The sequence below is a fragment of the Actinomadura sp. BRA 177 genome, assembly GCF_013372625.1.
GTDB lineage: Bacteria > Actinomycetota > Actinomycetes > Streptosporangiales > Streptosporangiaceae > Spirillospora.
Genome location: NZ_JABXFD010000333.1, coordinates 14,292 through 27,948, shown reverse-complemented (window position 1 = coordinate 27,948; position 13,657 = coordinate 14,292). Strand labels below are relative to the sequence as shown.

The window sequence follows — 13,657 nt, the reverse complement described above, 5'->3', positions numbered from 1 at the left end:
GACCAGGGCGCCCGGCAGCGTCAGCCCCAGGAGCACCGCACACGACCACAACTCCAGCGATCTTGTGAAGGAGCGGCACGATACCCCCGCCGGTAGACCCGAACAGGACCAGGGGGACAGCGTACGACCCCCCCGGACATCTAGGACACCTACCGCCTACCCACAAGATCCCCGCACACCACCCGTCCCCCGTCCGCATCCCCCAAAATGTCCATTGCCGTCCCTAGCCCAACCCCAGCACCCCCCTCACTCCCACCACCGACGAATCCGCTCCCGGACGCGAAACAACGAGCATCGTGATCGCGCCCCCTTGCCAGATGCTGCGGAGCGAACACGCTCACACAACAAGACACCACACGAACGCTCAGCCCCAGAAGCACCGCACACGACCACCTCAGCCCACGCCCCAGCCTCAAGCATCGCGATCACGACGCCTGGTCAAGTGCCGCTGAAGCGGGACCCGCTCACACAGCGAGACACCACACGAACGCCCAGCCCCAGAGGCAGACCGCACACGACCACCTCAGCCCGCGCCCCCAGCCACGCGAGGACGCCAGGAGTCGCGATCGCGACCGGAGGCAGGTTCGAGCTTGCGAGAACCTGATCGCGCAGCGAGCCGCTAGGCGAGTCGGATGCGATGCAGCGATCGCACGCAGTTCCCGACGATGGAGGGCGCTCAGCGCCCGAAGGAGGAGGGCACTGCAATGAGCACAGCAGCGATCGCACGTGTTTTTCGACGATGGAGGGCCCTCTAGGGCCCGAAGGAGGAGAAAAGCACAATTAATGCGCCGCGTCTTGCCAGGTTCTTCCGGTGCCCATGGAGACGCTCAGGGGGGCGCGTAGTTCGTAGGCGCCGGCCATTTCTGTGCTGACCAGGGTTTTCAGGGTGTCCAGCTCGCCGGGGGCCACTTCGAAGACGAGTTCGTCGTGGACCTGGAGGAGCATGCGGGAGGTGAGGCCGGCGGCGCGGAGGGCGCGGTCGACGTTGAGGCTGGCGACCTTGATGATGTCGGCGGCGGAGCCCTGGATGGGGGCGTTGAGGGCCATCCGCTCGGCCATCTCGCGGCGCTGGCGGTTGTCGGAGGTGAGGTCGGGCAGGTAGCGGCGGCGGCCGAGGATGGTCTGGGTGTAGCCGTCCTGGCGGGCCTTGCCGACGATGTCGCGCAGGTAGTCGCGGACGCCGCCGAACTGCTCGAAGTACTCCTCCATGAGGCCGCGCGCCTCGTCGGGGGAGATCCGCAGCTGCTGGGAGAGGCCGTAGGCGGACAGGCCGTAGGCGAGGCCGTAGTTCATGGCCTTGATGCGGGCGCGGAGCTCGGAGTCGATCTGGTCCGGGGGGAGGCCGAAGACGCGGGACGCGGTGATGGTGTGGAAGTCGGCGCCGGAGCCGAACGCCTCCAGGAGGGCCTCGTCCTCGGAGAGGTGCGCCATGATGCGCAGCTCGATCTGGGAGTAGTCGGCGGTGAGGAGGGACTCGTAGCCGCCGCCGACGACGAACGCCTCGCGGATCTGCCGGCCTTCGGCGGTGCGGATCGGGATGTTCTGCAGGTTCGGGTCGGTGGAGGAGAGCCGGCCGGTCGCGGCGATCATCTGGTTGAACGTGGTGTGGATGCGGCCGGCGTCGTCGAGCATCGGGATGAGGGAGTCGACGATGCTCTTGAGCTTGGCGACCTCGCGCCAGCGCAGGATGTGCTCCAAGACGGGGTGGCCGTCCTTCTCCAGGAGGGTCGTGAGGGCCTCGGAGTCGGTGGTGTAGCCCGTTTTGGTGCGCTTGGTCTTGGGGAGGTTCAGCTCGTCGAACAGGACCTGCTGGACCTGCTTGGGCGATCCCAGGTTGAACTCGCGGCCGACCGCGTTGTGGGCCTGCTGCTCCTGCTCCTTGACCTGGCCGCCGAGGGAGGCCGACAGGTGCGCCAGGTGGTCGGCGTCCACGGCGATGCCCGCGCGTTCCATGTCGGCCAGGACGCCGACCAGGGGCAGTTCGACCTCGTGGAGGAGGCGTGTGGCGCCGCGCTTCTCCAGGTCCTGGTCGAGGATGTCGGCGAGTTCGGTGACGGCGCGGGCGCGGACGGCGAGGGCCTCGGCCGCCTCCTCCTCGCCGGAGCCGTCCAGGGTCAGCTGGCCGGAGTCCTCGGTCTCGCTGCGCAGCTCGCGGTGCAGGTAGCGCAGGACGAGGTCGGCGAGGTCGAACGTCCGCTGCCCGGGGAGCGCGAGGTAGGCGGCGAGCGCGGTGTCGCTGGTGACGCCCTCCAGCCGCATGCCGCGCGCGGCGAGGGCCAGCATCGGGCCCTTGGCCTCGTGGACGGCCTTGGGACGCGCCGGGTCGGCGAAGTAGGCGGCGAGAGCGCGCTCGTCGTCCTCGATCAGCTCGACGGGGTCGAGGTGGACGGCGGGCCCCTCCTTGGACGCGAGGGCCAGCGCGGTGATCTCGCCGGTGCCGCGCCCCCAGGTGCCGGTGACGGCGACGCCGAGCCGGTCGCCGGCGTTGGCGTCCAGCCAGGCGCCGAGCGCGCCGGGTTCGAGCGTGTCAAGGTCGACCTCGAAGCCCTCGTCGGCCTCCGGCTCGGCCGCCGACAGCGACGCGTACAGGCGCTCGCGCAGGACGCGGAACTGCAGCGAGTCGAACAGGGTGTGGATCTCGTCGCGGTCCCACTGGCCCATCGACAGCTGCGGCGGCGTGAGCTCCAGGCCGACCCCGGTGTCGAGCTTGTTGAGCTGCTGGTTGCGCAGCACCCCGGCGAGGTGCTCGCGCAGGTTGTCGCCGGCCTTGCCCTTGATCTCGTCGACGCGGGCGACGAGCGTGTCGAGGTCGCCGTACTTGGTGAGCCATTTCGCGGCGGTCTTCGGGCCGACGCCGGGCACGCCCGGCAGGTTGTCGCTGCTCTCCCCCACCAGCGCGGCCAGCTCCCGGTACCGCTCGGGCGGGACGCCGTACTTGGCCTCGACGGCGGCCGGGTCCATCCGGGCGAGCTCGGACACGCCGCGCACCGGGTACAGGATCGTGACGTGCTCGTCGACGAGCTGGAACGCGTCCCGGTCGCCGGTGACGATCAGCGTGTCGAGCCCGGCGGCGGTGGCCTGGACGGACAGCGTGGCGATGATGTCGTCGGCCTCGAAGCCGGCGACCGACATGCGCGGGATGCGCAGCGCGTCCAGCACCTCGAAGATCAGGCTGACCTGGCTGCGGAACTCGTCGGGGGTCTTCTGCCGCCCCGCCTTGTACTCCACGTACTGCTCGTGCCGGAACGTGGGCTCGGACCGGTCGAACGCCACCGCGATGTGGGTCGGCTGCTCGTCGCGCAGCACGTTGATGAGCATCGAGGTGAAGCCGTACACGGCGTTGGTCGGCTGCCCGTCGGTGGTGGAGAAGTTCTCCACCGGCAACGCGAAGAACGCCCGGTAGGCCAGGGAATGCCCGTCGAGCAGGAGGAGCCGGTCACGCTTGTCAGGGGTCGCTGCTGTCGTCGCCACACCAGGACTCTAGTCTGCGCGTACGACAGTTTTGTGGAGGCGTAAGTGACTGACACCGGCGGGATGTCCCCGCAGGAAGTGGCGGCGGAGATCAATTCCGGCGGGGTGTTCGACGGCCGCGGGGACCTGGCCAAGTCCATGGGGGTCGAGTACCTGGAGGTCTCGGCCGAGCGCGTGGTGGGCCGCATGCCGGTCAAGGGCAACACCCAGCCGTACGGGCTGCTGCACGGCGGCGCCTCCGTCGTCCTCGCCGAGACGCTCGGCTCCGCCGGGTCGGCGCTGCACGCCGGCCCGGGGCGCGTCGCCGTCGGCATCGAGGTCAACGCCACCCACCACCGCGCCGCGACCGACGGGTACGTGACGGGCGTGGCGACCCGCACGCACGGCGGCCGCACCCTCGCCACCTACGACATCGTGATCACCGACGAGGACGGCCGCCGGGTCTGCACCGCGCGGCTCACCTGCATGCTGCGGGACGCTCCCCCCGGCAACTGACCCGGCGCCCCGCGATCGGCCCGGCGTCCCGCAACCGAGCCGGTGCGATCCCGGCTTTCTTTGCGATGCGCGGCCCGGGGTCTGTAGCGTGGATCGGAACGGCCCGGGATCACCGAGTAGACAACGTACGCGCCCGGGGAAGGTTCGTACGGCCCCAAAGGTGATCCCGGGTCAACGCATGTCCGGGGACGGTGCGCCGCCTCACCCGACACCGGCATAGGTCCGTCACCGGTTGCGGTTGGGTTGCGAAACGGGATCGCCGGGTTCATCCCGTCCCCGATCGGCCGTACGTTCCGGACCATGCGCCACCGTGACACGCGCACCCGCCCCGCCGCCGCCCTCATCCTCGCCGCCCTCGCGCTGGCGGGCTGCTCCGGCTCCGGAGACGACCGCTCGCTCCCCGCCTACAAGATCCCCGCCGAGCGGGCGCGCGACGGCGAGACCGTCCTGCAGGGCAAGACCGGGCAGAGCGCCGACATGCGCTTCACCGTGATCGGCCTCAGCCACGCCATGACCGACGTCATGGGCACCCACGCCGCGATGGACGCCAAGGGCGCCTTCACCCGCGTCCGGATCCTCGCCGTCAACACCGGCCGCGACATCCAGGTCTTCGACACCTGGAAGCAGCGCCTCGTCACCGCCGACGGCCGCGCCCACTCCCCCGACGTCAACGCCACCATGATCAAACGGCAGCCCGAGCGGATCTCCGTCGGATCGTCCATGCGCGTCGAGTTCGACCTCTGGTTCGACCTGCCGCGCGGCGCCAGGACCAAGGCCGTCCGGCTCTACGGCTCCCCGCCGGTCGGCTCCCTGAGCGACCCCGCGCCCGCCGAGATCACGCTCCGCTGACCCCGCCGGACACGGCTGCGCCCGCCGCGCCCGGACGAACCGGGCCCGGCGGGCGCGCACCGCAGAACGCTACTTCGCCTCCTCGGCATCGTCGGCGGGCTCTGCGTCCGGCACGGCCGCCTCGCCCAGGTCGCCGCCCGTCCCGCCGCCCAGGTAGGCGGCGCGGACCTGCGGGTCGTCGAGCAGCTCGCCCGCCGGAGCCGACTTCACCACGCGGCCCGTCTCCAGCACGTACGCGCGGTGCGCGATCTGCAGGGCCTGCTGGGCGTTCTGCTCCACCAGCAGCACCGTCGTGCCGCGCCGGTTGATCTCCTCGATGATCGAGAAGATCTGCTGCACCAGCATCGGCGCGAGGCCCATGGACGGCTCGTCCAGCAGCAGGACCTTCGGCTTGGCCATCAGCGCCCGCCCGATCGCGAGCATCTGCTGCTCGCCGCCGGACATCGTGCCGCCCATCTGGGACTTGCGCTCGGCCAGCCGCGGGAACAGCTCGTAGGCCTCCGCCAGCTCCTTGGACGAATCGTCGCGGCGGGCGTAGGCGCCCATGAGGAGGTTGTCCTCGACGGTCATCCCGGGGAAGATGCCGCGCCCCTCCGGTGCCTGCCCGATCCCGGCGGTCACCCGCTTGTGGCCCGGCATCTTGCTGATGTCCGCGCCGTCGAACCGGATCGCGCCGGACGTCAGGCCGCGCAGCCCCGAGATCGTCTTGAGCGTCGTCGTCTTCCCGGCGCCGTTCGCGCCGATCAGCGTCACGATCTCGCCCTCGTCCACGGACACCGAGATGCCCTTGAGCGCCGCGATCTTTCCGTAGTGGACGTGAATGTCCTCGATCTCAAGAAGCATCGGCCGGAGCCCCCAGATACGCCTCGATCACCCGCGGGTCGTTCTGCACCTCGGCCGGCAGGCCGTCGGCGATCTTCTGCCCGAAGTCCAGCACCGCGACCCGGTCGCTGATTCCCATCACCAGGCTCATGTCGTGCTCGATGAGCAGGACCGTCACCCCGGTGTCGCGGATCCTGCGGATCAGGTCCTGCAGCGCGACCTTCTCCGCCGGGTTCATGCCCGCCGCCGGCTCGTCCAGCAGCAGCAGCTTCGGCTTCGTCGCCAGCGCGCGGGCGATCTCCAGCCGCCGCTGGTCGCCGTACGGCAGGTTCTTCGCGGCCTCCTCGGCCCGGTGCGGGATCCCGACCAGCTCCAGCAGCTCCCGGGCCAGTTCCCGGCCCCGCCGCTCCTCGCGATGGAACCACGGCAGCCCGAGCGCCGCGCCGGCCAGGCCCGTCCGGTGGTGCGCGTCCGCGCCCACCAGGACGTTCTCCAGCGCGGTCATGTTGTGGAACAGCCGCACGTTCTGGAACGTCCGGGCGATGCCCAGCTTCGTCACCACGAAGCGCTTCTTGCCGTCGATGCGCTTGCCGTCGAACACGACCTGGCCCTCGGTCGGCTTGTAGACGCCGGTGGTCACGTTGAACACCGTCGTCTTCCCGGCGCCGTTCGGGCCGATCAGCGCGAAGATCTCACCCTCGCGGATGGTGATCTGCACCTTGTTCAGCGCCACGACGCCGCCGAACCGCATCACGACGTCGCGCAGCTCCAGGACCGGCTTACGCTCGTCCGCCCCGCTCACTTGCCCACCTCCGCGGTCTCGGACTGACCCGGCCCGGCGACCTCGGCGCCCATGGTGCCCATGCCGCCGCCGCCCTCCTCCAGTTCGGCCTTGCGCCGCCGCGACGGCCACAGCCCCTCCGGACGGAAGATCATCATCAGCACGAGCGCGCCGCCGAAGATCAGCATGCGGTACTCGTCCAGGAACCGGAACCGCTCGGGCAGCCACGCCACCACGAACGCGCCCAGGATCGCGCCCGGGATGTTCCCCGAGCCGCCCAGCACGACCGCCGCCAGGATCAGCGCCGACACGATGAACTCGAAGTTCGCCGGCAGGATCGACGTCTGCTTCGCGGCGAACACCACGCCGCCGCTGCCGCCGATCGCCGCGCCGATCGCGAACGCCGCCAGCTTGAACCGGAACGTCGGCACGCCCATCAGCTCCGCCGCGTCCTCGTCCTCGCGGATCGACGCCCACGCCCGGCCGACGCGCGAGGCGTCCAGCCGCCGGACGAAGATGATCGCGATGATGATGAACAGCAGCAGCAGGTAGTAGTACGGCCGCGTGTCCAGCAGCCCGTACTTCAGCGGCTGCACACCGAAGATCTCGAACTCCGACAGCGTCGGCGGGTGCGGGATGCCCTGCACGCCGCGCGGGCCGTTCACGAACGAGCTGTTGTTCGCGGTCCGCTTGACGATCTCACCGAAGCCGAGCGTCACGATCGCCAGGTAGTCGCCGCGCAGCCGCAGCGTCGGCGCGCCCAGGATCACCCCGGCCAGCGCCGAGAACAGGATCGCCAGGACGAGCGTCTCCCAGAAGCTCCAGTGGTACCGCACCGCGAAGATCGCGATGGTGTAGCCGCCGACCGCGTAGAACGCGACGTAGCCGAGGTCCAGGAGGCCCGCCATGCCGACCACGACGTTCAGGCCCAGCGCCAGCAGCACGTAGATGGCGATCTGGTCGCTGAGCATCGACTGCCAGCTCGCGCTCGGCGGCGCCATGAAGCTGCCGATCGCCTCGCTCGGCAGGAAGATCGCGCCGACGATGAGCAGGATGTACACGGTCCAGCGCTGCCAGCCGGGGGCACCCGCCCACCAGTTGCGCAGCGGGTCGAGGGACAGGCCGGGACGCCGGCCCGCCTTGCCGTTGGTCGTCTTTGTGAGGTTCATGCGCGCGCCTGCTGGAGGGACTCACCGAGGATGCCGGTGGGACGGAACATCAGGACGAGGATCAGCACGGTGAACGCGACCACGTCGCGCCACTGCGAACCGAACAGGCTCGAACCGTACATCTCGAGCAGCCCCAGGACGAAACCGCCCGCCAGGGCGCCGCGGATGTTGCCGATCCCGCCGAGGACCGCCGCGGTGAACGCCTTGATGCCGAGCAGGAACCCGACGAAGTAGTTCGTCTGCTCGAAGCGCAGGAAGTACAGCGCCGCCGCGACGCCCGCCATCACGCCGCCGACGATGAACGTCACCGACACGACCCGGTCGATGTTGACGCCCATCAGCACGGCCGTCTCCGGGTCCTGCGCCGTCGAGCGGATACCGCGGCCGAGCTTCGACCGGTTCACGAACTGGTCGAGCGCGATCATCATCAGCACCGCGCCGACGAAGATGATCAGCTTGTCGTTGCTGATCTGGATCGGCCCGAAGTCCACGACGTTCGTGAGCTTCTTGAAGTGCTCGTCGACGGGGAGCCGGCCGCCCTCCTTCGACGTCCCGAACAGGTGGCGCACGGCCACCGTCGCGAACAGCTGCTGGATGAAGATCGACGCCCCGATGGCCGAGATGAGCGCGGCCAGCCGGGACGCCCCCCTTTTTCGGAGCGGCCGGTACGCCGTCACCTCCAGGAGCATCGCACTGCCCGCGGTGACCGCACCGGCCACCACCGCGGTCAGCGCCACCACCCCCACGAGCGCGAAACCGCCCACGGTGCCGACGCCGAGCGAGCGCACCGTCCACAGCGCCGCGAAGGTGCCGACCATGAAGATGTCGGCATGCGCGAAGTTGATCAGCCTCAGCACGCCGTAGACCATCGTGTAGCCCAGCGCCAGCAGCGCGTAGATCGCGCCGAGCGCCAGACCGTCGATGGTCGACGGCCAGAATTGATTGATGAAGTCGTCGAGCACCTTTGGGTCGCCTTAATCAGAGAAGGAGCGGGAGCGCTGTAGCGCTCCCGCTCCCGCGCCATCAGGGGGTCTCGTCAGGGGCGCTGGTGGCGCCTAGGAGACCTTCGCTTCGCTGGCCTTGCCGAGCAGCGGAAGCTTGTTGCCCTCCACCTCGTAGATGTAGATGTCCAGGGTGGCGAGCTCGCCGTTCTCGGCGAACTTGATCTGCTTGCCGACGCCCTGGACGTCGATGGTCTTGAGGTACTCGTTGATCTCCTCGGGCTTCGTCTTGCCGGCCTTCACGGCCTCGACGAACGCGGTCGCCGCGTCGTAGCCCTCGGTCGAGTAGATCGCGACGTCCGAGCCGAACTTGGCCTTGTAGTCGTCGGAGAACTTCTTGGCCTTCGGGTTGGTCTTACCGGTCGGGTCGATGAGGCAGCCGCAGCTGACCAGCGTGCCCTGCGCGTTCTTCTCGCCGGTGCCCTCGATCAGGCCGGTGGCGAGCGAGCCGTCGCCGGACATCATCTTGCCCTTGTAGCCGCCCTCGCGCAGCTGCTTGAACAGCCGGCCCGCGACCGCGTAGTAGCCGCCGAAGTACACGAAGTCCGGCTTGAACTCGTTGATCTTGTTGACCGTCGAGGAGTAGTCGGTGCCCTTGTCGTCGACCGCGTCGTTCGCGGTCTGAGCGCCCTTCGCCTTCACGGCCTTCTCGATGGCGTCCGCCAGGCCCTTGCCGTAGTCCTGGTTGTCGGAGACCAGGAAGACCTTCTTGGCGCCGGAGTTCATCACGAAGTCGGCGACGCCGGCGCTCTGCGCCGCGTCGTCGGCCACCACGCGGTGCCAGTACTTCCAGCCCTTCTCGCCCAGCGTGATGTTCGTCGCGGACGGCGACACGCTCGGGATCTTGGCCTCTTCCAGGATCGGGCCGACGCTCTGCGACTCGCCCGAGAACGCCGGGCCGACCATGCCGGCGATCTTGTCGTTCTTGACCGCGGCCAGCGCCAGCGAGGTCGCCTGCTCCGGCTTGCCCTGGCTGTCGTAGGTCTTGAAGTTGATCTTGACCTTGGGGTTCGTGGCGTTGTACTGCTCGATCGCCAGCTGCGCGCCCTGCTTGGGCGGGATCACCAGACCCGAGTTCTCACCGGTCAGGTCGCCCATGAACCCGATCGTGACCTCGTTGCCACTGCCACCGGACTCGCTATCGCCGTCACCGCAGGCCACGGCACTGAGCGCGAGGGCCGCGCTCACCGCCACCGCGCCGGTGATCCTCATCATGTTGCGCCGCAAGGTGCCCAACCTTTCCATCCGGATCCGGGAGGGGATCGGGTACGAGAACATGCCCCGACGCCGACCCGCGGAGGGGAATCGGTCAGTCGGGGACCAGCTATGTCGTACACCGTCGACCCACCCCAGAACAGGACCCCCGGACAGAAGGGTTACTCGTTCGTTACTCCCCCGTGCCCATCCGATACCGGGCATTGCCTGGGACAATTACGGAGAGTGATGACGTTCGCCCAGGCCAGAACCACGGGTTGGACCTTGACAACGCACCGGAAGCGGGCCCTCAGCCCGCGGCGGGCTCGTCCCGTCCGCCGGACGCGCCGGCCACGACGGCCTCCGCCACGGCCCGCATCGTGAGCCGGCGGTCCATCGAGGTCTTCTGGATCCAGCGGAACGCCTCGGGCTCGGACCAGCCGTGCGCCTGCTGCAGCAGCCCCTTCGCGCGGTCCACCACCTTGCGGGTCTCCAGCCGCTCCTGCAGCCCCGCGACCTCCGCCTCCAGCGCCCGCAGCTCGGTGTACCGGCTCACCGCCATCTCGATCGCCGGCGCCAGGTCGGTCTTGGTGAACGGCTTGACCAGATAGGCCATCGCCCCGGCGTCCGTCGCCCGCTGGACGAGCTCGCGCTGCGAGAACGCGGTGAGGATCACCACCGGCGCGATCCGGTCCGCGGAGATCCGCTCGGCCGCCGAGATCCCGTCCAGCACCGGCATCTTGACATCGAGGATCACCAGGTCGGGCTGCAGCTCCCCGGCCAGCCGCACGGCGGCCTCGCCGTCTCCCGCCTCCCCGACGACCTCGTAGCCGTCCTCCTGAAGCATCTCCTTCAGGTCCAGCCGGATCAGGGCCTCGTCTTCCGCGATCACAACTCGCCGAGCACTCTCCACGCCCAAGACCCTACCGAAACCCGCTACCCTGGTCCGAAGCCGCCCCGACAGGGGCGACGAACCGGACAACAAGGTACATGTCCGGATAAAGATGCCGGGATGGCGAAATAGGCATACGCGAATTCCTCAAAAGAATTTGTCCGAAAGGGCGTGCGGGTTCGAGTCCCGCTCCCGGCACCAACAAAGAGGGCGACGAGACCACGGGGACCGGCCACCCCCAATCGCCTGGGCTCTGCTGAAGCACGGTTAGCCATGGCGTGGGCGGTGCATTTCACCGCCGGCAGGGTCCCATCGTCGCGGCAACTGTCAAGAACCGCGTCCTCCTGCGCGGGACACCTGCGTCGAGGGCCCTCCAAGCTCATAGCGCCGTGAGTCGCAGACGCGGGCCCGTTTCGACGGCCGGGCAGGTCTGCCGCGCAGGGCACACCCTCCCGCAGGCGGACGCATGCCGAGACTCCTCGAACCGCGGCACCCCGCACGCGTGCGACATCCACCCCGAATCAACACTAAAAGTGATGAAGCGCAAACTGTCAGTGGCGGGCGAGAGTATGCGGTCATGCACTCTCCAGAGAAGCGCCGACTGGCGCACCGCCTGCTGAGCTCAGGCCTCACACTCGCGGAAGTCCATCGTCAGACCGGCGTACCGCTGTCCACCTTGGGGTACTGGCGCAAGAACCCCTCAAAGGCCCTGGCGCCAAGGCGGGCGTTATGCCCTCGTTGCCACGGCCGGCAGCTTGAAAAGAGGCAGTACGCCTATCTCCTCGGTCTCTACCTCGGGGACGGCCACATCGCCAGAACCCATCGCGAGGGCGTCTATCGCCTAGAGATCGCCTGCGCCGATGCTTGGCCTGGCCTCATCGACAAAGCGGCAGAGGCGATCGCCAAGGTGATGCCCGAGCAAAAGGTGGGGCGCCGCAAGTCCACCGGCTGTACGTACGTCGGCGCCTATTCCAAGCACTGGCCGTGCCTGTTTCCGCAACACGGGCCGGGCCGGAAACACGAGCGGAAGATCGCGCTGGCGCCATGGCAGCAGGAGGTCGTGGACGGGTTCACCGGGGAGTTCGTTTGCGGGCTGATCCACTCGGACGGGTGCCGGACGGTGAACCGGGTGCGCAAGCGCCTCGCGAGCGGGGATCGGTGGTACGAGTACACCCGCTACAACTTCAGCAACGCGTCGCTGGACATACAGCGGTTGTTCACCGACGCGCTCGACCGCCTCGGGATCGAGTGGACGCAGATGACCGCGAGGAACTTTTCGGTCGCGAAGCGGGAGGCGGTGGCGCGGCTGGACGGGTTTGTCGGGCCTAAGTACTGAGTGCGGGCCCCGGGTTCGGGTTGGCCGGGTTTCCGGAGCGTCGTGGAAATGAGATCGGGCGGTTATGCCTGCGCAGTGGGCAAGTTAAGGGGCCGGGCACCGCGCGGGGTGCGGTCGCGCGGTGCCCGGCGGGGTGGGTGGCTCAGTGCTGGACGGCGATGGCGTCGCCGATGCTGTGGACGCGCAGGGCGTTGGTGGAGCCTGGGGTGCCTGGGGGTGAGCCGGCCACTACGACCACCTTGTCGCCCTTCTGGACTCGGCCGAGTTCCAGGAGGGCCTGTTCGACCTGGCCGAACATGGCGTCGGTGTGGTCGACCTGGGGGACGATGAAGGTCTCGACGCCCCAGACGTGGGCGAGGCGGCCGCGGACGGCGGGGACGGACGTGAAGGCCAGGAGGGGGATGGGCGAGCGGTAGCGGGAGAGGCGGCGGGCCGTCTCGCCGGACATGGTGAAGGCGGCGAGGGCCTCGGCGCCGACGATCGCGCCGACCTCGGCGGCGGCGCGGGCGATGGCGCCGCCGACGGTCTCCGGCATCCGTTCGAGGGTGTGGGTGGCGTGCAGGGCGGCCTGCTCGGCGGTCTGCACGATGCGGCTCATCGTGAGGACGGACTCGATGGGGTACTGGCCGACGCTGGTCTCGCCGGAGAGCATGACGGCGTCGGCGCCCTCGAAGACGGCGTTGGCGACGTCGGAGGTCTCGGCGCGGGTGGGGCGGGGCGCGGAGATCATGGATTCGAGCATCTGGGTGGCGACGATGACCGGGCGGGCCTTCTCGCGGCACAGCTCGATGGCGCGCTTCTGCACCATGGGGACCTGTTCGAGCGGGAGCTCGACGCCGAGGTCGCCGCGGGCGACCATGATGCCGTCGAAGGCGGCGACGATCTCGGGGAGGCGCTCGACGGCCTGCGGCTTCTCGATCTTGCCGATGAGGGGGACGCGGACGCCCTCCTCCTCCATGATCTGGTAGCAGATGTCGGCGTCGGCGGGGGTCCGCACGAAGGAGAGGGCGACGAGGTCGACGCCGAGGCGCAGGGCCCAGCGCAGGTCGGTCTCGTCCTTCTCGGTGAGGGCGGGGACGCTGACCGGGACGCCGGGCAGGTTGAGGCCCTTGTTGTCGGAGATCATGCCGCCGACGGTGACGGTGGGGCGGACGCGGGTGCCGTCGACGTCGACGACCTTGAGGGCGACGCGGCCGTCGTCGATGAGGACGCTGTCGCCGGGGCTGACGTCGCCCGGCAGGCCCTGGTAGGTGGTGGACACCTCGCGGCGGGTGCCGGGGACGTCGTCGGTGGTGACGGTGAACACGTCGCCGAGCGTGAGGCGTACCGGCCCGTCGGGGAAGCGCCCGATGCGGATCTTGGGGCCCTGCAGGTCCGCGAGGATGCCGACGCCGCGCCCGGTGGCGTCGGCCGCCGCCCTGATCCGGTGGTAGACCTCCTCGTGGACGGCGTGGTCGCCATGGCTCATGTTGAGGCGGGCGACGTCGATGCCGGCGTCGACGAGGGCGTGGATCTGCTCCGTGCTGGAGCAGGCGGGACCGATGGTGCTGACAATCTTCGCTCGACGGGTCACGTGCACAACCGTACTTAGTTACTTGCCAGTACGGATATTCATGCAGGATATGGTCGCCCGCGGTTCACCGAATG

11 protein-coding genes and 1 tRNA gene are annotated in these 13,657 nt (G+C 69.2%); 4 read left to right on the top strand and 8 right to left on the bottom strand.

The features are described 5' to 3' along the window. Window positions 1-780: 780 nt before the first annotated feature. Window positions 781-3,471, bottom strand: coding sequence for a DNA polymerase I (gene polA, locus HUX53_RS17570; RefSeq protein ID WP_176404281.1), 2,691 nt, complete (start codon window positions 3,469-3,471; stop codon window positions 781-783). A 138-nt stretch (window positions 3,472-3,609) separates the two neighbouring features. Here polA and HUX53_RS17565 point away from each other — a divergent pair, with 138 nt between their 5' ends. Both HUX53_RS17565 and HUX53_RS17560 read left to right on the top strand, forming a co-directional pair. Further along, window positions 3,610-3,966 carry a PaaI family thioesterase gene (locus tag HUX53_RS17565; RefSeq protein ID WP_255205356.1) on the top strand — a complete coding sequence of 119 codons (357 nt, stop codon included), beginning with the start codon at window positions 3,610-3,612 and terminating at the stop codon, window positions 3,964-3,966. A 300-nt stretch (window positions 3,967-4,266) separates the two neighbouring features. Beyond that, window positions 4,267-4,815, top strand: a complete 549-nt coding sequence (locus HUX53_RS17560; RefSeq protein WP_176404280.1) for a DUF4352 domain-containing protein — start codon at window positions 4,267-4,269, stop codon at window positions 4,813-4,815. A 69-nt stretch (window positions 4,816-4,884) separates the two neighbouring features. Here HUX53_RS17560 and HUX53_RS17555 read toward each other — a convergent pair whose 3' ends face one another. The 6 genes from HUX53_RS17555 to HUX53_RS17530 form a co-directional block, all read right to left on the bottom strand. Next, complete coding sequence (locus HUX53_RS17555) at window positions 4,885-5,658, bottom strand: ABC transporter ATP-binding protein (protein WP_176404279.1); 774 nt, start codon at window positions 5,656-5,658, stop codon at window positions 4,885-4,887. Beyond that, window positions 5,648-6,388 carry an ABC transporter ATP-binding protein gene (locus tag HUX53_RS17550; RefSeq protein WP_176404285.1) on the bottom strand — a complete coding sequence of 247 codons (741 nt, stop codon included), beginning with the start codon at window positions 6,386-6,388 and terminating at the stop codon, window positions 5,648-5,650. The genes HUX53_RS17555 and HUX53_RS17550 overlap by 11 nt, the downstream gene beginning before the upstream one ends. A 47-nt stretch (window positions 6,389-6,435) precedes the next feature. Next, complete coding sequence (locus HUX53_RS17545; RefSeq protein ID WP_176404278.1) at window positions 6,436-7,587, bottom strand: branched-chain amino acid ABC transporter permease; 1,152 nt, start codon at window positions 7,585-7,587, stop codon at window positions 6,436-6,438. Beyond that, a complete protein-coding gene (locus tag HUX53_RS17540) occupies window positions 7,584-8,549 on the bottom strand; it encodes a branched-chain amino acid ABC transporter permease (protein WP_176404277.1) in 966 nt (321 codons plus the stop codon). Before HUX53_RS17540 ends, HUX53_RS17545 begins: the two co-directional genes overlap by 4 nt. A gap of 93 nt (window positions 8,550-8,642) precedes the next feature. Further along, a complete protein-coding gene (locus HUX53_RS17535) occupies window positions 8,643-9,803 on the bottom strand; it encodes a branched-chain amino acid ABC transporter substrate-binding protein (protein WP_255205353.1) in 1,161 nt (386 codons plus the stop codon). A gap of 289 nt (window positions 9,804-10,092) precedes the next feature. Next, a complete protein-coding gene (locus tag HUX53_RS17530; RefSeq protein ID WP_309237291.1) occupies window positions 10,093-10,695 on the bottom strand; it encodes a response regulator in 603 nt (200 codons plus the stop codon). Between the two features lie 93 nt (window positions 10,696-10,788). Between HUX53_RS17530 and HUX53_RS17525 the strand changes: the two genes are divergently transcribed. Further along, window positions 10,789-10,875 (top strand) — tRNA-Leu (locus HUX53_RS17525). Window positions 10,876-11,251: 376 nt separating this feature from the next. Next, the gene (locus tag HUX53_RS17520; protein WP_176404276.1) at window positions 11,252-12,010 is read left to right on the top strand and encodes a helix-turn-helix domain-containing protein; all 759 of its coding nucleotides are present in this window, start codon (window positions 11,252-11,254) and stop codon (window positions 12,008-12,010) included. 142 nt (window positions 12,011-12,152) lie between these two features. Here the strand turns inward: HUX53_RS17520 and pyk are convergent, their stop codons facing one another. Continuing rightward, entirely contained in the window at window positions 12,153-13,583 is a 1,431-nt protein-coding gene (gene pyk / locus HUX53_RS17515) for a pyruvate kinase (RefSeq protein ID WP_176404275.1), read from the bottom strand. Window positions 13,584-13,657: the final 74 nt, after the last annotated feature.